Source organism: Streptomyces hundungensis (genome assembly GCF_003627815.1).
Taxonomy (GTDB): domain Bacteria; phylum Actinomycetota; class Actinomycetes; order Streptomycetales; family Streptomycetaceae; genus Streptomyces; species Streptomyces hundungensis_A.
In genome coordinates this window covers 6,306,305-6,326,241 of the sequence record NZ_CP032698.1, presented here as the reverse complement: position 1 = coordinate 6,326,241, position 19,937 = coordinate 6,306,305, and the positions used below count along the sequence as shown (strand labels likewise).

General features: G+C 70.6%; 16 protein-coding genes. 1 reads left to right on the top strand and 15 read right to left on the bottom strand.

Features of this window, described 5'->3' with window-relative positions; translation table 11 throughout:
• Positions 1 to 45: 45 nt before the first annotated feature.
• From DWB77_RS28030 to DWB77_RS28020, 3 genes are all read right to left on the bottom strand, one after another.
• On the bottom strand, positions 46 to 987 hold the full coding sequence (locus tag DWB77_RS28030) for an RluA family pseudouridine synthase (RefSeq protein WP_120724255.1): 942 nt from the start codon (positions 985 to 987) through the stop codon (positions 46 to 48).
• Between the two features lie 68 nt (positions 988 to 1,055).
• On the bottom strand, positions 1,056 to 1,622 hold the full coding sequence (gene lspA / locus DWB77_RS28025; RefSeq protein WP_120724253.1) for a signal peptidase II: 567 nt from the start codon (positions 1,620 to 1,622) through the stop codon (positions 1,056 to 1,058).
• A 61-nt stretch (positions 1,623 to 1,683) separates the two neighbouring features.
• The gene (locus tag DWB77_RS28020; protein ID WP_120724251.1) at positions 1,684 to 2,751 is read right to left on the bottom strand and encodes a TraR/DksA family transcriptional regulator; all 1,068 of its coding nucleotides are present in this window, start codon (positions 2,749 to 2,751) and stop codon (positions 1,684 to 1,686) included.
• Positions 2,752 to 3,313: 562 nt separating this feature from the next.
• Here DWB77_RS28020 and ileS point away from each other — a divergent pair.
• Positions 3,314 to 6,454 (top strand): isoleucine--tRNA ligase, encoded by a 3,141-nt coding sequence (gene ileS, locus DWB77_RS28015; RefSeq protein WP_120724249.1) that lies wholly within the window; start codon positions 3,314 to 3,316, stop codon positions 6,452 to 6,454.
• A gap of 859 nt (positions 6,455 to 7,313) precedes the next feature.
• Here the strand turns inward: ileS and DWB77_RS28010 are convergent.
• From DWB77_RS28010 to DWB77_RS27955, 12 genes are all read right to left on the bottom strand, one after another.
• A complete protein-coding gene (locus tag DWB77_RS28010) occupies positions 7,314 to 8,531 on the bottom strand; it encodes a DivIVA domain-containing protein (protein WP_120724247.1) in 1,218 nt (405 codons plus the stop codon).
• 49 nt (positions 8,532 to 8,580) lie between these two features.
• Positions 8,581 to 8,865: a YggT family protein gene (locus DWB77_RS28005; RefSeq protein WP_120724245.1), complete on the bottom strand. Its 285-nt coding sequence runs from the start codon at positions 8,863 to 8,865 to the stop codon at positions 8,581 to 8,583.
• Between the two features lie 71 nt (positions 8,866 to 8,936).
• Positions 8,937 to 9,554: a cell division protein SepF gene (locus tag DWB77_RS28000; RefSeq protein ID WP_120724243.1), complete on the bottom strand. Its 618-nt coding sequence runs from the start codon at positions 9,552 to 9,554 to the stop codon at positions 8,937 to 8,939.
• 139 nt (positions 9,555 to 9,693) lie between these two features.
• Positions 9,694 to 10,413: a YggS family pyridoxal phosphate-dependent enzyme gene (locus tag DWB77_RS27995; protein ID WP_120724242.1), complete on the bottom strand. Its 720-nt coding sequence runs from the start codon at positions 10,411 to 10,413 to the stop codon at positions 9,694 to 9,696.
• Between the two features lie 6 nt (positions 10,414 to 10,419).
• A complete protein-coding gene (gene pgeF, locus DWB77_RS27990) occupies positions 10,420 to 11,127 on the bottom strand; it encodes a peptidoglycan editing factor PgeF (protein ID WP_428985156.1) in 708 nt (235 codons plus the stop codon).
• Positions 11,128 to 11,179: 52 nt separating this feature from the next.
• Positions 11,180 to 12,388 carry a cell division protein FtsZ gene (gene ftsZ / locus DWB77_RS27985; protein WP_120724238.1) on the bottom strand — a complete coding sequence of 403 codons (1,209 nt, stop codon included), beginning with the start codon at positions 12,386 to 12,388 and terminating at the stop codon, positions 11,180 to 11,182.
• Between the two features lie 277 nt (positions 12,389 to 12,665).
• Positions 12,666 to 13,481, bottom strand: a complete 816-nt coding sequence (locus tag DWB77_RS27980; protein WP_120724236.1) for a cell division protein FtsQ/DivIB — start codon at positions 13,479 to 13,481, stop codon at positions 12,666 to 12,668.
• 24 nt (positions 13,482 to 13,505) lie between these two features.
• Entirely contained in the window at positions 13,506 to 14,591 is a 1,086-nt protein-coding gene (gene murG, locus DWB77_RS27975) for an undecaprenyldiphospho-muramoylpentapeptide beta-N-acetylglucosaminyltransferase (RefSeq protein WP_120724234.1), read from the bottom strand.
• A 6-nt stretch (positions 14,592 to 14,597) separates the two neighbouring features.
• Complete coding sequence (gene ftsW / locus DWB77_RS27970; protein WP_120724232.1) at positions 14,598 to 15,980, bottom strand: putative lipid II flippase FtsW; 1,383 nt, start codon at positions 15,978 to 15,980, stop codon at positions 14,598 to 14,600.
• 59 nt (positions 15,981 to 16,039) lie between these two features.
• Entirely contained in the window at positions 16,040 to 17,479 is a 1,440-nt protein-coding gene (gene murD, locus DWB77_RS27965; RefSeq protein ID WP_120724230.1) for a UDP-N-acetylmuramoyl-L-alanine--D-glutamate ligase, read from the bottom strand.
• Positions 17,461 to 18,531 carry a phospho-N-acetylmuramoyl-pentapeptide-transferase gene (gene mraY / locus DWB77_RS27960; RefSeq protein WP_120724228.1) on the bottom strand — a complete coding sequence of 357 codons (1,071 nt, stop codon included), beginning with the start codon at positions 18,529 to 18,531 and terminating at the stop codon, positions 17,461 to 17,463. Before mraY ends, murD begins: the two co-directional genes overlap by 19 nt.
• The gene (locus DWB77_RS27955) at positions 18,528 to 19,934 is read right to left on the bottom strand and encodes a UDP-N-acetylmuramoyl-tripeptide--D-alanyl-D-alanine ligase (protein WP_120724227.1); all 1,407 of its coding nucleotides are present in this window, start codon (positions 19,932 to 19,934) and stop codon (positions 18,528 to 18,530) included. Before DWB77_RS27955 ends, mraY begins: the two co-directional genes overlap by 4 nt.
• Positions 19,935 to 19,937 lie beyond the last annotated feature (3 nt).

The window sequence follows — 19,937 nt, the reverse complement described above, 5'->3', positions numbered from 1 at the left end:
GGCGGCCTGGGCCACGCCCGTCGCGGCGCCCGGACCGGTAAGGGGCTACTCGCTCTCGGCGCGGATGGCGTCCAGGGCGTAGCGCAGATCGGCCGGGTAGTCGCTCTCGAACTCGACCCAGCGGCCGTCGGAGGGGTGCTCGAAGCCCAGCTTCACCGCGTGCAGCCACTGGCGGGTCAGCTTGAGGCGCTTGGCGATGGTGGGGTCGGCGCCATAGGTGAGGTCGCCGACGCACGGGTGGCGGTGGGCCGACATGTGGACGCGGATCTGGTGGGTGCGCCCGGTCTCCAGCTTGATGTCGAGCAGCGAGGCCGCGCGGAACGCCTCGATCAGGTCGTAGTGCGTGACCGACGGCTTGCCCTCGGCGGTCACGGCCCACTTGTAGTCGTGGGTGGGGTGGCGCCCGATCGGGGCGTCGATGGTGCCGCTCATCGGGTCCGGGTGGCCCTGGACCAGCGCGTGGTAGCGCTTGTCGACGACCCGCTCTCGGAACTGCGCCTTGAGCGAGGTGTAGGCCCGCTCGGACTTCGCGACGGCCATCAGGCCCGAGGTCCCGACGTCGAGGCGGTGCACGATGCCCTGGCGCTCGGCGGCGCCGGAGGTGGAGATGCGGTATCCGGCGGCGGCGAGGCCGCCGATGACCGTGGTGCCGGTCCAGCCGGGGCTGGGGTGGGCTGCGACACCGACCGGCTTCATGATCACGACGATGTCGTCGTCGTCGTGGACGATCTCCATCCCCTCGACGGGCTCCGCGACGATCTGCACGGGGGCCGGTGCCTGCGGCATCTCGACCTCCATCCAGGCCCCGCCGTGCACCCGCTCGGACTTGCCGACCACGGCGCCGTCGACCTGGACCTTCCCCGTCGCGGCGAGCTCGGCCGCCTTGGTGCGGGAAAACCCGAACATGCGGGAGATGGCGGCGTCGACGCGCTCGCCTTCGAGGCCGTCGGGAACGGGCAGGGTGCGGATCTCGGGAATCGTACTCACCCGTCGAGTATGCCTTGCCGCACCGTTCCCGCCCGCCGCGCGTCCGGTGGGCGGGCCCCCGGACCGGCTCAGTCCTTGTGCAGGGTGCCGTCCGGGTCGAGGCCGCGGAAGGAGAGGATCACGATGAGGATGCCGCCGCAGACGATCGCCGAGTCCGCCAGATTGAAGACGGCGAAGCCCTTGGGGGCGATGAAGTCGACGACCTCGCCCTTGAAGATGCCGGGCGAGCGGAAGATGCGGTCCGTGAGGTTGCCGAGCGCGCCGCCGAGCAGCAGCCCGAGGGCGATCGCCCAGGGCAGGCTGTAGAGCTTGCGCGCCAGCCGGGCGATCACCACGATCACGGTCGCCGCGATGATCGTGAAGATCACCGTGAACGCCTCGCCGATCCCGAAGGCGGCGCCCGCGTTGCGGATCGCGTTCAGCTGGAGCAGGTCACCGATCACCTCGATCGGCTCGTGGTCCTCCAGCCGGGCCACCACGAGCATCTTGCTGCCGAGGTCGAGAAGGTAGGCGACGACCGCCACCGCGAACAGCACGGCGATCTTCCGCTTGCCCTTCGGCCGCTCGGCAGGGGCCGCCTGCCCGTCGGCCCCTTCCACATCCGGCGTACCGATGATGCGCTCCGCCTCTGCCACGTGAGTCCCTCGCGACTAGGTTCCTGACTGAGCACGAGGGTACGGCACACCTGTGCGGGGCTCAGCCCCGCCGTTCCTGCTTCTGCTTGTCCTCCACGCACAGAGTGGCTCGCGGGAAGGCCTGCATTCTGGCCTTGCCGATCGGCTTCCCGCAGACCTCGCAGTACCCGTACGTCCCGGCGTCGAGCCGCTCCAGGGCGTGTTCGGTCTGCTCCAGGGTCTCGCGGGCGTTGGCGGCCAGCGCCATCTCGTGCTCGCGGGTGATGTTCTTGGTGCCGGTGTCGGCGTCGTCGTCACCGGCGCCGTCGCCGGAGTCCCGCATCAGGCCGGCCAGCGCCGCCTCCGAGGCCTCGATCTCGCTGCGCAGCCGCAGCACCTCGCTGGACAGCTCGTTGCGGGCCTCGGCGACCTCCGCCGGGGTCCAGGGATCCTCGCCCGGCCGGACGGGAAGCTCCCCCGGGGCGGCCGTGGCGACGGCACGGGCCGTCGGCACCGCCGACGCCTCGGCGGTCTCGGCCGCCGTCGCCCCACCCGCAGTCTTCTTCGCAACCACCTTGTCGGCTCCCGTCTGTTCCGCGGCCGCAGCCGCCCCCTGGGCCGCGGTCGCGGCCTTCTTGGCGCCCGCTCCGGCAGACCTCGCCGGAGCCGTCTTGCCGGTCGCCCTGTCGGACGCGGTCCGGGCCGTCCCGGTTGCCTCGCCGGACGCGGTCTTCTTGGCGGCGGCCTTCTTCGCCGTCGCCTTCTTCGCCCCGGCAGCCTTCTTGGAGCCCACTGCCCCGGCGCCCTCAGCCGTCGCGCTGCCCGGGTCCGCGTCCTTGGCGGCGGCCTTCCCGGTGGACGCCTTCCGAGGGGCGGCCCTTTTGGCGGTGGTCTTCTCGGCAGTCGCTTTCCCGGCGGCCGTCTTCTTGGCGGAGGTCTTCTTGGCGGAGGTCTTCTTGGCGGAGGTCTTCTTGGCGGAGGTCTTCTTGGCGGCGCTCTTGTCACCAGAGTTCCCGGTGTCGCCGGGGTCGCCGGAGTGGCCGGTCGTGTCCTCGGCCGCCGAGCCCGTGGTGGCACCTGCGACAGCACGGGTGGCACTGGGTGTCCTGGACGCCGTTGTGGTCTCTACGGCGGTCTTCTTCGCCACCATGGCCGCGGCCCCTTCACATATTGTGATCTTGCTCGCGAATCGTGCTGGGACGATAAATCGACCCCAGGCCCGCGGCAACGGGGCACGCCGCCGGTTCGCCCCGCCCGGGACCCGCGGAAGGACGAACCTGCCTCGGTTGTGCCCAGCTCCCGCCCCGGTAATCCGCCGGACGGCGCGGCGCCGCGGTCCGCCGCGCCCCGTGTGGCCATTCGGGTCATGCGCACCCCCGGCCCGCGGCCCGCCGAAAACCGGTCGGCCACCGTTCGCCGGGCCCCGTACACTGGCCGCAGCGAGAGGCGTGGACGGGACGAGTAGCGGCGTACGCAGCCCAGAGCGATCCGGGGACGGTGGGAGCCCGGAGGCGAGCGCGCGGCGAAGATCACCCCCGAGCCGCCGGAAGAACGACCCCGTGTCCCGGGGTCCAGTAGAACCGGCTTCGCGACCCCAATGAGGGGGCGGTGTGCGCGAGCACCACCGCCAAGGAGGGTGGTACCGCGGGAGCGCGCACAGGGCTCTCGTCCCTCCGACGGAACCGCACGACGATCCGCCGGAGGATGACCGGATGTCGCAGTACCGCCAGGTGCCCGCCCAGGTAGACCTGCCCGCCCTTGAGCACGCCGTGCTCGATTTCTGGGAGCGGTCCAAGGTCTTCGCCAAGAGCCTCGAAGCGTCCGAGGGCCGCCCCGAGTGGGTCTTCTACGAGGGCCCGCCCACCGCCAACGGCATGCCGGGCGCCCACCACATCGAGGCCCGCGTCTTCAAGGACGTCTTCCCCCGCTTCCGCACGATGCAGGGCTACCACGTGGCCCGCAAGGCCGGCTGGGACTGCCACGGCCTGCCCGTCGAGCTGGCCGTCGAGAAGGAGCTCGGCTTCACCGGCAAGAAGGACATCGAGGCGTACGGCATCGCCGAGTTCAACGCCAAGTGCCGCGAGTCGGTGACCCGCCACACCGACGCCTTCGCCGACCTGACGACCCGCATGGGCTACTGGGTCGACCTGGACGACGCCTACCGCACCATGGACCCGCAGTACGTCGAGTCCGTGTGGTGGTCCCTGAAGGAGATCTTCAACAAGGGCCTGCTTGTCCAGGACCACCGCGTCGCCCCCTGGTGCCCGCGCTGCGGCACCGGCCTCTCGGACCACGAGCTGGCGCAGGGCTACGAGACGGTCGTCGACCCCTCGGTCTTCGTCCGCTTCCCGCTCACCTCCGGCCCCCTCGCGGGCGAGGCGGCCCTCCTGGTGTGGACGACGACGCCGTGGACCCTGGTGTCCAACACGGCGGTCGCCGCCCACCCCGAGGTCACCTATGTCGTCGCCACCAACGGCGAGGAGAAGCTCGTCGTCGCCGAGCCGCTCCTGGCGAAGGCCCTCGGCGAGGGCTGGGAGGTCACCGGCGAGCGCTTCACCGGCGCCGAGATGGAGCGCTGGACCTACCAGCGCCCCTTCGAGCTCGTCGAATTCCCCGCGCCCGCGCACTACGTGGTCAACGCCGAGTACGTCACGACCGAGGACGGCACCGGTCTGGTCCACCAGTCCCCCGCCTTCGGCGCCGACGACCTCCTGGTCTGCAAGGCGTACGGGCTTCCGGTGGTGAACCCGGTCCGCCCCGACGGCACCTTCGAACAGGACGTCCCGCTCGTCGGCGGCGTCTTCTTCAAGAAGGCCGACGAGAAGCTGACCGAGGACCTGGCGGAGCGCGGCCTGCTCTTCCGCCACGTCCCGTACGAGCACAGCTATCCGCACTGCTGGCGCTGCCACACGGCGCTGCTGTACTACGCGCAGCCGTCCTGGTACATCCGCACCACCGCCGTCAAGGACGCGATGCTGCGGGAGAACGAGAAGACCAACTGGTTCCCCGACTCGGTCAAGGAAGGCCGCTTCGGTGACTGGCTGAAGAACAACATCGACTGGGCGCTGTCCCGCAACCGCTACTGGGGCACCCCGCTGCCCATCTGGGCTTGCGAGGAGAACCACCTCACCTGCGTCGGCTCGCGCGCCGAGCTGACGGAGCTGACCGGCACCGACCAGTCCGCGCTCGACCCGCACCGCCCCTACATCGACGACGTCACCTTCACCTGCACCCACGAGGGCTGCTCCCTGGACGCGGTGCGCGTGCCGGAGGTCATCGACGCCTGGTACGACTCGGGTTCGATGCCGTTCGCGCAGTACGGCTACCCGCACCAGAACAAGGAACTGTTCGAGTCCCGCTACCCGGCGCAGTTCATCTCCGAGGCCATCGACCAGACCCGCGGCTGGTTCTACACGCTGATGGCCGTCGGCACCCTGGTCTTCGACAAGTCGTCGTACGAGAACGTGGTGTGCCTGGGCCACATCCTGGCCGAGGACGGCCGCAAGATGTCCAAGCACCTGGGCAACACCCTCGACCCGATCCCGCTGATGGACCAGCACGGCGCCGACGCGGTGCGCTGGTTCATGGCGGCCGGCGGCTCCCCCTGGGCGGCCCGCCGGGTCGGCCACGGCACCATCCAGGAGGTCGTCCGCAAGACCCTCCTGACGTACTGGAACACGGTCGCCTTCCAGGCCCTGTACGCCCGCACCAGCGGCTGGGCGCCCAGCACCGCGGACCCGGCCCCGGCCGACCGCACGGTCCTGGACCGCTGGCTGCTCTCCGAGCTCAACTCCCTTGTGGAGGGCGTCACTTCGGCCCTGGAGGCCTACGACACCCAGAAGGCGGGCAAGCTGCTCTCCTCCTTCGTCGACGACCTCTCCAACTGGTACGTACGCCGCTCGCGCCGCCGCTTCTGGCAGGGCGACAGGGCGGCTCTGCGCACCCTGCACGACGTGGTCGAGACGATCACCCGCCTGATGGCGCCGCTCACCCCGTTCATCACCGAGCGGGTCTGGCAGGACATGGTGGTGCCGGTGACCCCGGACGCCCCGGAGTCCATCCACCTCTCGTCCTGGCCGAAGGCGGACCGGACGGCGATCGACCCGGCGCTGTCGCGGCAGATGGCGCTCGTACGCCGCCTGGTGGAGCTGGGCCGCGCCACGCGTGCGGAGTCCGGCGTCAAGACCCGCCAGCCGCTGTCGCGCGCGCTGATCGCGGTGGCGGGCTTCGAGACCCTCTCCCCGGAGCTGCGCGCGCAGATCACGGAGGAGCTGAACGTGACGTCCCTGGCCTCGCTCTCCGAGGTCGGCGGCTCGCTGGTCGACACCACGGCCAAGGCCAACTTCCGGGCCCTTGGCAAGCGGTTCGGCAAGGGCGTCCAGGACGTGGCGAAGGCGGTGGCGGCGGCGGACGCGGCGGCCCTGTCCGCGTCGCTGCGCGACACGGGCTCGGCGTTTGTGGAGGTGGGCGGCGAGCAGGTGACGCTCGCCCCCGACGAGGTCATCATCACCGAGACCCCGCGCGAGGGGTGGTCGGTGGCCTCCGACTCCGGCGCCACGGTCGCCCTCGACCTGGAGATCACCCCGGAGCTGCGGCTCGCGGGCCTCGCCCGGGACGCGATCCGGCTGATCCAGGAGGCGCGCAAGAACAGCGGGCTCGATGTCGCCGACCGGATCGCGGTGCGCTGGTCGTCCACCGACCCGGAGGTGTCCTCGGCCCTGAGCGCCCACGCGGGGCTCATCGCGGACGAGGTCCTGGCCACGGACTACGCCTCCGGCTCGGCCGGGGTGGGCTATGGCGAGCCCTTCACCGACGAGGGCCTCTCCCTCACCTTCCACCTCCGCAAGGCGTAACCGCCCCCCTGCCCGCCCCCAACCACCCCGGGGGCGGGCCCTTGGGGCTCCGCCCCAGCCCATCCGCCCACCCACCCGTGACGGGGGTTGGATGGCCCCGGGCCCTGGGGCTCCGCCCCAAACCCCAACGCGTTTACCCACCCACCCGCCCGTGCAGCGGGTGGGTGGGTTCCGGCCCCCTGGGGCTCCGCCCCAGACCCCGAGGCACCTCGCCCACCCACCCGCCCGTGACGGGGGTTAGATGGCCCCGGGCCTCCTGGGGCTCCGCCCCAGACCCGAGCACCTTTGCCCGCCCACCCGCCCGTAAGCGCAGGGTTGGATGGCCCCGGCCCTTCCTGGGGCTCCGCCCCAGACCCCGTATCGCGCCTGAAGGGCGCTCGTCCTCAATCGCCGGACAGGCTGAGGTGGCCTGCACTGACCGGCCCCGAGCACTTAAGGGGCGCGAGGAACTGCGCGAGAAGCGGGCACGGTCCGCAGACCGAAGGGCCTTTAGGGGCGCGGGGAACTGCGCGACCAGCCACCTGAAGCCCGCAGACGAAAACGGGTTTCCAGGGGCGCGGGGAACTGCGCGACGGGGCGCAGCCCCGTTCAGGGGCGCGGGGAACTGCGCAAAAACGACCACCACCCGCAGGCGACACCCGGCCCCAGCACAACCGGGCCGGGGGCGAAGCCCCAGGGCGGCGGGGGTGGGGCGAGCCCCCGGGCAGCTCAGGGGCGGGGGCGAGACCCAGGGCAGCCAGCGCGCGGGGTCAGGGACGTAAGGGCCCCGCATGGCAAAGGGCCGGTGCTGGGGGTTGCCCCCCAACACCGGCCCCGCCGCCTGCCGACGGCTACGCACGCGTCACGCGCGTAGACCCCGTCAGTTGTCGTCCTCGTCGATCAGAAAGCCCCGCATGGGCGACGGTGCCTGCTGCATCGGCGACGGCCCCTGCGGCCGCACCGGCGCCATCGGCTGGGTCATGGCCGGCGACATCTGCTGCTGACCGCCGTAGGACGGTCCGCTCGGCATGGACTGCTGGCCGCCCATCGACTGCTGGCCACCCATGGGGTGCCCCATCGCACCGGCACCGGCCGACGCCATGGATCCGCTCATCTGCGGAGCCGGCGGCAGCGAGGCGGTCGCCGGGGTGCGCGGCGGCGCGAGCGAGTCGTCGGCCTGGGTCTCCAGCTGGCGCAGCTGCGACTCCAGGTAGGACTTCAGACGCGTGCGGTACTCGCGCTCGAAGCCCCGCAGGTCCTCGACCTTGCGCTCGAGCGTGGCGCGGGCGGACTCCAGGGAGCCCATCGCGACACGGTGCTTCTCCTGCGCGTCCCGCTCCAGGGCGTCCGCCTTGGCACGGGCGTCGCGCTCCAGGCCCTCGGCGCGGGACCGAGCCTCGCCGACGATCTTGTTGGCCTCGGAACGGGCCTCCGCGATCGCCTGGTCGGCGGTCTGCTGCGCGAGGGAGAGCACCCGGGCGGCGCTGTCGCCACCGGGAGCCTGGGCCGGCTGGCCCATCTGCTGGTGGCCGCCCATGGGGCCGCCCATCTGCTGGCCCATGGGGCCCTGACCGAGCTGGTTCTGGCCCATGGGGCCCTGACCCAGCTGGTTCTGGCCCATCTGGTTCTGACCCATGGGGTTCTGGCCCATGGGGTTCTGGCCCATGGGGTTCTGGCCCATCGGACCCTGACCCATGGGGCCCTGGCCCATCGGACCCTGGCCGTGCTGGCCCTGCGGGCCGTGGCCGCCGGGGCCCGCGGGCAGCTGCGGCGCGCCGCTGGGCAGCTGGGGCGGGCCGCCCATCTGCTGCTGCTGCTGGACCTGCGGCGGACCTGATATGGCGGCGGGTACGGGCGCGCCCGGGCCTCGGCCGTCCTGCGGCTCCGGCTTGCGCATGCCCTGCTGCTGCTGGTTCTGTGCGGCGGCACGGGTCGCGGCGGCCAGCTTGGCGCGCAGATCCTCGTTCTCGCGCAGCAGTCGCGTCAGCTCCGACTCGACCTCGTCGAGGAAGGCATCGACCTCGTCCTCGTCATAGCCTTCTCGGAGGCGGACGGTCGTGAACTGCTTGTTCCGCACGTCCTCGGGGGTCAGCGGCATCTCTTCTTCACCTCTACGTAGTCGTCGGCAGTCGGCAGGACCGAATCGTTCACAACCTGACCACGATGCTGATCAGGATGTAGACGATGATCATCAGAACGAAGAAGGACAGGTCGAGTGCCACGCCCCCGAGACGCAGCGGCGGAATGAACCGCCGCAGAAGCTTGAGCGGTGGATCGGTGACAGTGTAGGTGGCCTCAAGAACGACCACCATCGCCTTACCGGGTTGCCATGAACGGGCGAACTGGAAGACGTAGTCCATGACGAGCCGGAAGATCAGCACGATGAGGAAGCACATCAGCGCGATGTAGACCACCTGTAGTGCGACGCTCATCCCGCGCTTCCCTCTCCCCTTGCTTCAAAGCTCCGGCCTGGTCTCGGCCGGTTCGTTCCCGGTGTCGTGTCTCAGCTCTGGTTGAAGAATCCGCCCTCTGCGATGCGGGCCTTGTCCTCCGCCGTGACATCGACGTTAGCAGGAGACAGCAGGAACACCTTCTGCGTCACGCGTTCAATGCTGCCGTGCAGGCCGAAGACGAGACCGGCGGCAAAGTCGACAAGTCGCTTCGCGTCGGTGTCGTCCATCTCGGTGAGATTCATGATCACCGGAGTGCCCTCGCGGAAGTGTTCCCCGATGGTACGGGCCTCGTTGTAGGTCCGCGGGTGCAGCGTGGTGATGCGGTACGGCTCCCGCTCGGACACGACCTTGGGCATGATCACCGGTGCGTTCTTCTCCAGGCTCGGACGTTCAGGTGTGATGGACGCCACGGGTGCGATTCGCGCCGGTCGTCCGCTTTCAACCGATAGCTGAACCGGTTCTCTTGGCGCCGGAGGCTGTGTGATCCGCACCGGTTCGTCCCGTTCGTCCTGGAGCGAGGACTGGTGCGGGGGCTGATGCCGCCGACGGTCGCGCTCCGGTTCGGGCTCGGGTTCGAAATCGTCGTCGGGGTCGAACCCCCGGCCGTCGTACCCATCGTCCTCCACGAGGCCGAGGTAGACCGCCATCTTGCGCATCGCGCCGGCCATGCTCAGATTCCTCCGCTCTGTGGTGGATCGCTCCTGTCGCCAAGTGGCAGCGTCACCAAGGGCCCACGATCCACGCGGTCTGCCCACCGAAGAGTGGGAATGACCATATTTTCTGCTGTGGTCCGACTTCTTCGCGACGTTACCCGAGCCGGGGTCGGTCTCCGAGTACCGCCGTTCCGACGCGTACATGTGTCGCTCCGGCCGCGACGGCCTCCTCGAGGTCCGCACTCATCCCTGCTGACACCATGTTCGCAGCCGGATGGTCCGCGCGCAGGCGGGATGACAATTCCAGCAGCCGCTCGAAGGCGGCCCGTTGCCGGCCGGCGTAACCACCGGCCAGCGGCGCCACCGTCATCAGACCGTCGAGCCGGAGCCCGGGCGCCTTCTCGAGCAGTGCGGCCAACTCCCCGATGCCGCCCGGGGCGACGCCTCCGCGCTCTCCCCGCTCGCCGGACTCCGCGTCGAGGGCGACCTGGATCAGACAGCCCAGTTCGCGTTCGGCCCGGACGGCCGCGGTGGAGAGCGAGGCGATCAGTCTGGCCCGGTCGACCGACTGCACCGTATCGGCATAACTCGCCACGGAACGAACCTTGTTCGTCTGCAACTGGCCCACGAAGTGCCAGCTCAGATCGAGGTCGGCGCAGGCGGCGGCCTTGGGGGCCGCGTCCTGGTCCCGGTTCTCCGCGACATGGCGTACGCCCAGTTCGTGCAGGAGCCGGACATCGCTCGCGGGGTAGGTCTTGGTGACCACGATCAGGGTCACGTCGCTCCGCTCGCGCCCGGCCGCGGCGCAGGCGGAGGCGATACGTTCCTCCACCTGTGCGAGGTTCGCGGCGAGTTCGGTCTTGCGATCCGTCATGAGTCGTCAGTCCAGCCAGACATATCCGGCGAGCCGCCCAGTGGTGCGGTCGCGGCGGTACGAGAAGTGGTCGAGCGATTCGAGCGTGCAGACCGGGGAGGCCTCGAGGTCGGTGACGCCGAGGGCGGTGAGCTGGGCGTGCACCCCGGCCGTGACGTCCACCGCGGGCGTGCCCCAACTGGTCTCGGACCAGGCGGCGGGCTCGACCCCGGCGACCTCGGCGCGCATCGCCTCGGGGACTTCGTAACACCGGCCGCAGACGGCGGGTCCGGTACGGGCCACGATCCGGGCCGGGTCGGCGCCGAGCGAGACCATCGCCTCGACGGCGGCCGGCACCACGCCCGCCACCATCCCGGGCCGGCCCGCGTGCGCGGCGCCCGCGACCCCCGCCACCGGATCGGCGAGAAGGACCGGGGTGCAGTCGGCGGTCAGTACGGCGAGCGCGGTCCTGCGGCGGCTCGTCACCACCGCGTCCACCGCGGCCGGGTCGCCCGGGGCGAAGGGGCCGTCGACGACGGCGACCTCGCGCCCGTGCACCTGGTTCATCCAGACCACCCGGGCCGGGTCGAGCCCCAGCTTCCCGGCGGCACGCTCCCGGTTGGCGCGGACCGAGCCGGGGTCGTCGCCGACCGCCCCGCCGAGGTTGAGCTGCTCGTACGGAACGGCGCTCACCCCGCCCCACCGGTCGGTGAAGGCGAAGTGCGCGCCGCTCACAGTGCCCTGCTCTCGTATCACTTCAAGAGACCGCTTCGGAAGGTCACTTCGCTCACTTGAGGAAGTCCGGAACGTCCAGCTCCTCGGCCTGGCTGTCCGGGTAGGGGCGGGCCGTCGGGATGGCCGAGGGGGCCGGGGCCTCGTTGACCGGCGCGGGCTCGACCGGAGCCGGGGCCGGGGCGGGCGCCTCCTCGCGGGTGCCGACCGTGCCGAGTCCGCCGAGCGGACGGGCGGTCTCGGAGGCACGCGAAGGGGCGGGCTCGTCACGCTTGGTGGAGGCGGCGCCGAGCACGGTGTCCCGGCGGGCCGGCGGCTGGCCGCCGTCGAAGCCGGCCGCGATGACCGTGACGCGCACCTCGTCGCCGAGGGCGTCGTCGATGACCGCGCCGAAGATGATGTTCGCCTCGGGGTGGGCGGCCTCGCTGACCAGCTGGGCCGCCTCGTTGATCTCGAAGAGACCGAGGTCCGAACCGCCGGAGATCGAGAGCAGCACACCGCGGGCGCCGTCGATGGACGCCTCCAGGAGCGGCGAGGAGATCGCCATCTCGGCGGCGGCCACCGCGCGGTCGTCGCCGCGGGCCGAGCCGATACCCATGAGCGCCGAACCGGCCTCGGACATCACCGACTTGACGTCGGCGAAGTCGAGGTTGATGAGGCCCGGGGTGGTGATCAGGTCCGTGATGCCCTGGACACCGCTGAGCAGCACCTGGTCCGCGGACTTGAACGCGTCCAGGACGCTGACCTGGCGGTCCGAGATGGAGAGCAGCCGGTCGTTGGGGATGACGATGAGGGTGTCGACCTCTTCGCGGAGCTCGGCGATGCCGTCCTCCGCCTGGTTCGCCCGGCGCCGGCCCTCGAAGGTGAACGGGCGGGTGACCACACCGATCGTCAGAGCGCCGAGCGAGCGCGCGATGTTGGCGACGACGGGCGCGCCGCCGGTGCCGGTGCCGCCGCCTTCGCCTGCGGTGACGAAGACCATGTCGGCCCCCTTGAGGACCTCCTCGATCTCCTCACGGTGGTCCTCTGCCGCCTTGCGTCCGACCGCCGGGTTGGCTCCGGCCCCGAGGCCGCGGGTGAGTTCACGGCCGACGTCGAGCTTGACGTCGGCGTCGCTCATCAACAGTGCTTGTGCGTCAGTGTTGATCGCGATGAACTCGACGCCCTTGAGACCGACCTCGATCATTCGGTTGATGGCATTGACACCACCGCCGCCGACACCGATGACCTTGATGACTGCGAGGTAGTTCTGCGGTGCTGCCACGTCGAAGGCCTCTCGCCTCGAGTTACGGGTCGTCACTTAGCGGTTGCCGCAAGGTGACGACGAATGCCGATTGGGACGGTCCGTATCGCCGACCCGAACCCTAACGTTGAAGTTTAGGGTTACCAGTGTGTCTGTTCGCTGGACTCTTCCGAACAGGACACTAAGTCGACAAGTGGCGCGCGTTCAACGAACACGCCGAACCTCCCGTTTTTCTTTTCACCCTATGTGATCACCCGTGTCGCTGACCAACCAGGGTGCTGGCCAGCGCATATGTCCGTCAACTACCCGATGCCGCAGGGGCGGTGGGGGCGCTCACATCGAAGCGGACCGCCTTCGGCCGCGCTTTCATCAGTGCACTGAGGGTACGTCCCTTCAGCTCACCCTCCTCGTCACTTCCCCATCGGACGGCTCGGCCGCCGGTCAACTCCAGCGTGACGGAGTCGTACGAGGAAATCCTGACGGAGTGCGTCTCCTTGGCGACGGCGGGCGGGAGTTCGCCCGTGATGCGCACCGCTTCCAGGACCAGACGCTCGGTGCCGAAGCGGCGCAGACTCGGTGACTGCGAGACCGTCAATTCGAGCTGCGGGACGCCCTTCGACGGCTGGGCGACCGTGGCGAAACGCACACCCTTCACGTCCACTTCGTCGAACTTCGCACCGTTCTTCATGACCAGCACGGGCCTGCGTTCGGTCACTTTCAGACCGATTCCGTGCGGCCATGAACGAACGACCTCGGCCGAGTCGATGCGCGGCAGTTTCTGACGCAACCGGGCCTCGATCGCGTCCGTGTCGACGGAAATCAACGGCGAACCGATCGGCACCGCGGCGACCGCCTCGACCTCACCGGTCGTCAGAACCCGCGTCCCCGTGGTCTTCACGTGCTCGGCGCGCAGCCAGGTGGAGCCGTACAACAGCCAGATGACGCCGGCGCCGAGCACGACCGCGGTGACGGCGAGGACGAGCAGACCGCGGCGGCGGGGCAGCCGGAAGCGGCGAACGCGCGAAGGACGGGGGCCGGGCCGGCCGGACTTCGCGGATTTCGCCGACTTCTCCGCCTGTCCGCCACCGCGCTGAGCGGTCGCCTGTCCGGCCACGGTCCCTACCCTTCCGTCGGTTGATCAGCGTCCTGCGACGGCCTCGTACACCATCTGGACGAGGAGTTGGTCGGCGTCGCGCCGCCCGAACTCGGCGGCGGAGCGCGACATCTCGTACAGCCGGTGCGGGTCGGCCAGTACCGGCAGGACGTTGCCCTGCACCCACTCGGGAGTGAGTTCGGCGTCGTCGACGAGGAGTCCGCCGCCCGCCTTGACCACCGGCTGGGCGTTCAGCCGCTGTTCGCCGTTGCCGATCGGCAGCGGTACGTAGGCGGCGGGCAGCCCGACGGCGGAGAGTTCGGCGACGGTCATCGCACCCGCGCGGCAGAGCATCATGTCGGCCGCGGCGTACGCGAGGTCCATCCGGTCCACGTACGGTACCGGGACATACGGCGGCATTCCCGGCATGTTGTCGACACGCGGCACTTCGTTCTTCGGGCCGACCGCGTGCAGGATCTGGATGCCGGAGCGCTGGAGCACCGGAGCGATCTGCTGGATCACCTCGTTGAGGCGGCGGGCGCCCTGCGAGCCGCCGGAGACGAGCAGCGTCGGCAGGCCGGGGTCGAGGCCGAACGCGGCACGCGCCTCGGGGCGGACCCGGGCCCGGTCGAGCGTCGCGATCGAGTAGCGCAACGGGATCCCGATGTAGCGGGAGTTGCGCAGTTTGCTGTCCGGGGTGGCCACGGCCACCGAGGCCGCGTACCGCGAGCCGATCTTGTTGGCGAGGCCGGGGCGGGCGTTGGCCTCGTGGACCACGATCGGCACCCCGAGCCGCTTGGCGGCGAGGTAACCGGGCAGGGCCACATAGCCGCCGAAGCCGACCACGCAGTCCGCCTTGGTGCGCTCCAGGATCTGCTCGGCGGCCTTGATGGTGCCGCGCAGCCGCCCGGGGACGGTGATCAGTTCGGGGGTGGGCCTGCGGGGCAGCGGGACGGCCGGGATGAGCGCGAGCTCATAGCCGCGCTCGGGCACGAGCCGGGTCTCCAGACCCTTCTCCGTGCCCAGTGCCGTGATCCCCACGGTGGGGTCCTGCCTGCGCAGGGCATCCGCGAGGGCGAGCGCGGGCTCGATGTGGCCGGCGGTCCCCCCACCGGCGAGTACGACATGCACCGAAATTCACCGCTCTCCGGACGGACGCTTCTTGACGCGCCGTCTCATCGACTTCCAACTCACCCGAGGCTGCCGCATGGCCAGCGCCGCCCGCGCCGCGGGGTCGTCGCGCGCGAACGCGATCAACAACCCCACCGCGAACATGGTCGGCAGCAGCGCGGACCCTCCGTAGGAGAACAGCGGGAGAGGGACACCGGCGATCGGCAACAGGCCGAGCACCGCACCGATGTTGATCACGGCCTGGGCCACGATCCAGGTGGTCACACCTCCCGCGGCGTACCTCACGAAGGGGTCCTCCGTGCGTCCGGCCACGCGGATACCCGCATAGCCTAGAGCCGCGAAGAGGGCGACGACCGACAGCGTCCCCGCCAACCCCAGTTCCTCGCCGGTGACGGCGAAGATGAAGTCGGTGTGGGGCTCGGGGAGTTGACCCCATTTCTCCACACTCGCACCCAGGCCGGATCCGAACCAGCCGCCCGAGGCGAGCGCGTAGATTCCGTGCACGGCCTGCCAGCACTGGTCCTGCGGGCCCGGGTCGGTGGCGCCGATGCAGTTGAGCCGGCCCATCCGGTGCGGGCTGATCTTGATGAAGAGGGCGGCGAGCGTGCCCGCGATCGCGAGCACCCCCGCGAAGAGCCGGGTGGGGGCCCCGGCCAGCCAGAGCAGGCCGAACAGGATGGCGGTCAGGATGATCGTGGTGCCCATGTCACCGCCGAGCATGATCAGCCCGAGCAGCACGAACGCCATCGGCACGAGCGGCACCAGCATGTGCTTCCACTCGGTGAGCAGCCGCCTGTCCTGCTTGCGGGCGAGCAGGTCCGCGCCCCACAACAGCAGCGCCAGCTTGGCGAATTCGCTGGGCTGGAGCTGGAAGGGGCCGCCCAGATAGATCCAGTTCTGGTTGCCGTTGACCGATTTCCCTATCCCGGGGACCTGCACCAGGATCAGCAGGAAGACCGTGCCGGCCAGTATCGGGTAGGCGAGCGCCCGGTGGAGCTTGGCGGGCATCCGGGCCGCGACGATCATCAGGGCTCCGCCGATCAGCGCCGCGAGGAACTGCTTGCGGAAGAAGTACGAGCCCGGGAGCGACAGTTCGAGCGCCTTGATCACCGAGGCGGAGTAGACCATCACGAGGCCGAGCACGGTGATGAGCAGGGCGCTGCCGAGGATCAGGTAGTACGCCGTCAGCGGCCGGTCCCAGGCCCTCCTGGCCTGCTCCACCAGACGCCTGGGGCCCCGTGGGCCGGAGCTGCGGGGAACGCCGGTGGAGCGGCCGCGGACGGCCGGGCCGCGCACGGGTCCCGCGGTGCGGCTGCGCAGCAGGAGACCGGCGAGTGCGGGCACCCCGCGCGCGCCGTCCCCGGAGCCGCCAAGAACATCGGCCGCCATGTGTGCAGTCCCCTCCAGTCGTGCCCGGCGCCGGCCGGTCCGTGGAACGGGTGGTCCGGCTAGGCGCGCCCTGCGGTGAGTCCGCGGACCGCTTCCGCGAAGGCCTCGCCGCGCTTGTTGTAGTTCGCGTACATGTCCATCGAGGCGCAGGCCGGGGCCAACAGGACGGTGTCCCCCGGCCGGGCGAGCCCCGCCGCCTCGCGGACCGCCGCCGACATCGCCCCAGTGTCGGTCCGGTCGAGGTCGACCACCGGGACCTCGGGGGCGTGTCGCGCCAGGGCTTCGGCGATGAGGTGGCGCTCGGCGCCGATCAGGACCACGCCCCGCAGCCGCTTCGCGGAGCGCTGGACGAGCTCGTCGAAGGAGGCGCCCTTGGCAAGTCCCCCGGCGATCCAGACGATCGGGTCGTACGCCGCCAAGGAGGCCTCGGCGGCATGGGTGTTGGTGGCCTTGGAGTCGTCGACGTAGGCGACCTCGGCGACGTCCGCGACGTGCTCGATGCGGTGCGCGTCGGGGCGGAAGGCGCGCAGTCCGTCGCGTACGGCCTTGGGCTCGACGCCGAAGGCGCGCGCGAGCGCGGCGGCCGCGAGGGCGTTGGCGATGTTGTGCGGGGCGGGCGGGTTGACGTCCGCGACCTCGGCGAGCTCCTGGGCGTTCTTCTGCCGGTTCTGCACGAAGGCCCGGTCGACGAGGATGCCGTCGACCACGCCGAGCTGGGAGGGGCCGGGGGTGGCGAGGGTGAAGCCGATCGCCCGGCAGCCCTCCTCCACATCGGCCTCACGCACCAGGTGTTCGGTCGCCTTGTCCTCGGCGTTGTAGACGCAGGCGACGGTGTTGCCCTCGTAGATCCGGCCCTTGTCGGCGGCGTACGCCTCCATGGAGCCGTGCCAGTCGAGGTGGTCGGGCGCCAGGTTGAGCACGGCGGCCGAGTGGGCGCGCAGCGAGGGCGCCCAGTGCAGCTGGTAGCTGGAGAGCTCGACGGCGAGGACGTCGTACTGCGTCTCGCCGAGGACCACGTCGAGCAGCGAGACGCCGATGTTGCCGACGGCCGCGGTGCGCAGACCCGCCGCCTCCAGGATGGAGGCGAGCATGCGGGTGGTGGTGGTCTTGCCGTTGGTGCCGGTGACCGCGAGCCAGGGGGCCGGGGTGCGGCCGTCCAGGTCGCGCAGGCGCCAGGCCAGCTCGACGTCTCCCCAGACGGGCACGCCCGCCTTCGCCGCCGCCGCGAACAGCGGCTTGTCGGGGCGCCAGCCGGGCGTGGTGACGATGAGCTCGGTGGACTCGGGCAGGGTGGCCCCGTCGCCGAGGCGCACGGTGACGCCCTGCGCCTCGAGCTCCGCGGCCTGCGCGCGGGAGCGCTCGTCGGCGCCCTCGTTGACGGCGGTGACGACGGCGCCGAGCCCGGCCAGGACCTTGGCCACCGGCATTCCGGAGACGCCGAGCCCGGCCACCGTCACGCGCTTGCCCTGCCAGGTGGTGCTCACTTGTCGGCTGCCCATCCCGCGTAGAAGAGTCCGAGTCCCACGATCACGCACATGCCCTGGATGATCCAGAACCGGACCACGACGAGGACTTCGGACCACCCCTTGAGTTCGAAGTGGTGCTGGAGCGGCGCCATCCTGAAGACCCGCTTGCCGGTCATCTTGAACGAGCCGACCTGGATGACCACCGACATCGTGATCAGCACGAACAGGCCGCCGAGCAGCGCGATCAGGAACTCCGTGCGGGAGCAGATCGCCAGACCGGCGAGCGCGCCGCCGAGGGCGAGCGAGCCGGTGTCGCCCATGAAGATCTTGGCGGGCGAGGTGTTCCACCACAGGAAGCCGAAGCAGGAGCCCATCAGGGCCGAGGCGACGACCGCGAGGTCGAGCGGATCGCGCACCTCGAAACAGGCGTTGGGGTTGGTCAGGGTCTGCGCGTTGGCGCAGGACTCCTGGAACTGCCACAGGCCGATGAAGGTGTACGCGCCGAAGACCATCACGGAGGCGCCGGTGGCCAGGCCGTCCAGACCGTCCGTCAGGTTCACGCCGTTCGACATGGCGAGGATCATGAACAGCGCCCACACCACGAAGATGACCGGCCCGACCGACCAGCCGAAGTCGTTGATGAACGACAGCTTGGTGGAGGCGGGCGTGTTGCCCCGGGCGTCCGCGAACTGGAGGGCGAGCACCGCGAAGGCGATGCCCACGATCAGCTGTCCGGCCATCTTCGCCTTGGCCCGCAGGCCCAGCGAACGCTGCTTGACGATCTTGATGTAGTCGTCGAGGAAGCCGACCAGACCCATGCCCGCGGTGAGGAACAGCACCAGCAGACCCGAGAAGGTCGGGTCCTCACTGGTGATCACCTTGGTCAGGGCGTACGCGATCAGCGTGGCCAGGATGAAGGCGATGCCACCCATGGTGGGTGTGCCCTTCTTCCCGGCGTGGCCGCGCGGACCGTCGTCCCGGATGAACTGGCCGTAGCCCTTGCGGGCGAGGAGCTTGATGAGCAGCGGGGTACCGACCAGGGTCAGGAACAGACCGATGGCTCCCGCGAAGAGGATCTGCCTCATCGGGCGGCGACCTCACCCTCGGCGGCGCCATCGAGCAGCGCGAACGCCACCCGCTCCAGACCGATCGACCTGGATGCCTTCACCAGCACGACGTCACCCGGGCGCAGTTCACTGCGCAGCAGGTCGACGGCCGCCTGTGCGTCGGACACGTGCACCGACTCCTCACCCCACGAACCCTCGTTATATGCGCCCAGTTGCAGCCAGGACGCCTCCCGGCCCCCGACTGCCACGAGCTTGCTGACGTTGAGCCGGACGGCGAGCCGTCCGACCGCGTCGTGCTCGGTGAGCGACTCGTCGCCGAGCTCGGCCATCGGACCGAGCACCGCCCACGTCCGGCGCCCCTTGCCCATGGCCACGAGCGCGCGAAGAGCGGCTCGCATGGATTCGGGGTTCGCGTTGTAGGCGTCGTTGACGACCGTCACACCGTCCGGACGCTCGGTGACCTCCATACGCCAGCGGGAGAGGGTGCCCGCCTCGGAGAGCGCGCGGGCGATCTCGTCTGCGGACATGCCCAGCTCATGGGCGACGGCGGCCGCGGCGAGCGCGTTCGACACGTGGTGCTCACCGTACAGGCGCAACGTCACATCGCCGCACCCGGAGGGTGTGTGAAGGCTGAAGGAGGGCTGTCCGGCCGCTGTGAGCCGCACGTTCTCGGCCCGTACGTCGGCGTCCTCGGCCTCGCCGAAGAGCAGCACCCGCGCCTTGGTGCGGGACGCCATGGCGCGTACCAGCGGGTCGTCCGCGTTCAGGACGGCGCATCCGCCCTCGGGCAGGGACTCCACCAACTCGCCCTTGGCGAGGGCGATTTGCTCCCGGCCGCCGAACTCGCCGATGTGGGCGCTCCCGACGTTCAGGACGAGACCGATGGTCGGCGGGGTCAGACCCGTCAGATAGCGGATGTGGCCGACGCCACGCGCGCCCATCTCCAGGACCAGGTGCCGGGTTTCCGGGCCGGCCGTGAGCGCGGTCAGCGGCAGCCCGATCTCGTTGTTGAGGGAGCCCGGCGTGAAGACGGTGGGCGCGTGGCGCTGGAGCACCTGCGCGATCAGGTCCTTGGTGGACGTCTTGCCGGACGAGCCGGTCAGCGCGACGACATCGGTGCCGAGCCGGCGTACGACATCGCGGGCCAGCGCCCCGAGGGCGCCCTGCACGTCGTCGACGACGATCGCGGGCACGCCGACCGGGCGGGCCGCCAGGACCGCCACCGCGCCCGCCTCGAAGGCGCGCTGCGCGTAGTCGTGGCCGTCGACGTGTTCGCCGGCGAAGGCCACGAAGAGCGAACCGGCCGCCACCTGGCGGGAGTCGATGACGACGGGTCCGGTGACCGTGACGGACGGATCCGGTATGTCGTGCGGCTGCCCGCCGACGATTGCGGCGATCTCGGCGAGGGAGAGGGCGATCACTAC

Coding starts and splice junctions, on each gene's coding strand:
- DWB77_RS28020 (WP_120724251.1), bottom strand. CDS start 2,751: ATGGTGGCGAAGAAGACCGCCGTAGAGACCACAACGGCGTCCAGGACA.
- ileS (WP_120724249.1), top strand. CDS start 3,314: ATGTCGCAGTACCGCCAGGTGCCCGCCCAGGTAGACCTGCCCGCCCTT.
- DWB77_RS28010 (WP_120724247.1), bottom strand. CDS start 8,531: ATGCCGCTGACCCCCGAGGACGTGCGGAACAAGCAGTTCACGACCGTC.
- DWB77_RS28005 (WP_120724245.1), bottom strand. CDS start 8,865: ATGAGCGTCGCACTACAGGTGGTCTACATCGCGCTGATGTGCTTCCTC.
- DWB77_RS28000 (WP_120724243.1), bottom strand. CDS start 9,554: ATGGCCGGCGCGATGCGCAAGATGGCGGTCTACCTCGGCCTCGTGGAG.
- DWB77_RS27995 (WP_120724242.1), bottom strand. CDS start 10,413: ATGACGGATCGCAAGACCGAACTCGCCGCGAACCTCGCACAGGTGGAG.
- ftsW (WP_120724232.1), bottom strand. CDS start 15,980: ATGGCGGCCGATGTTCTTGGCGGCTCCGGGGACGGCGCGCGCGGGGTG.
- murD (WP_120724230.1), bottom strand. CDS start 17,479: ATGGGCAGCCGACAAGTGAGCACCACCTGGCAGGGCAAGCGCGTGACG.
- mraY (WP_120724228.1), bottom strand. CDS start 18,531: ATGAGGCAGATCCTCTTCGCGGGAGCCATCGGTCTGTTCCTGACCCTG.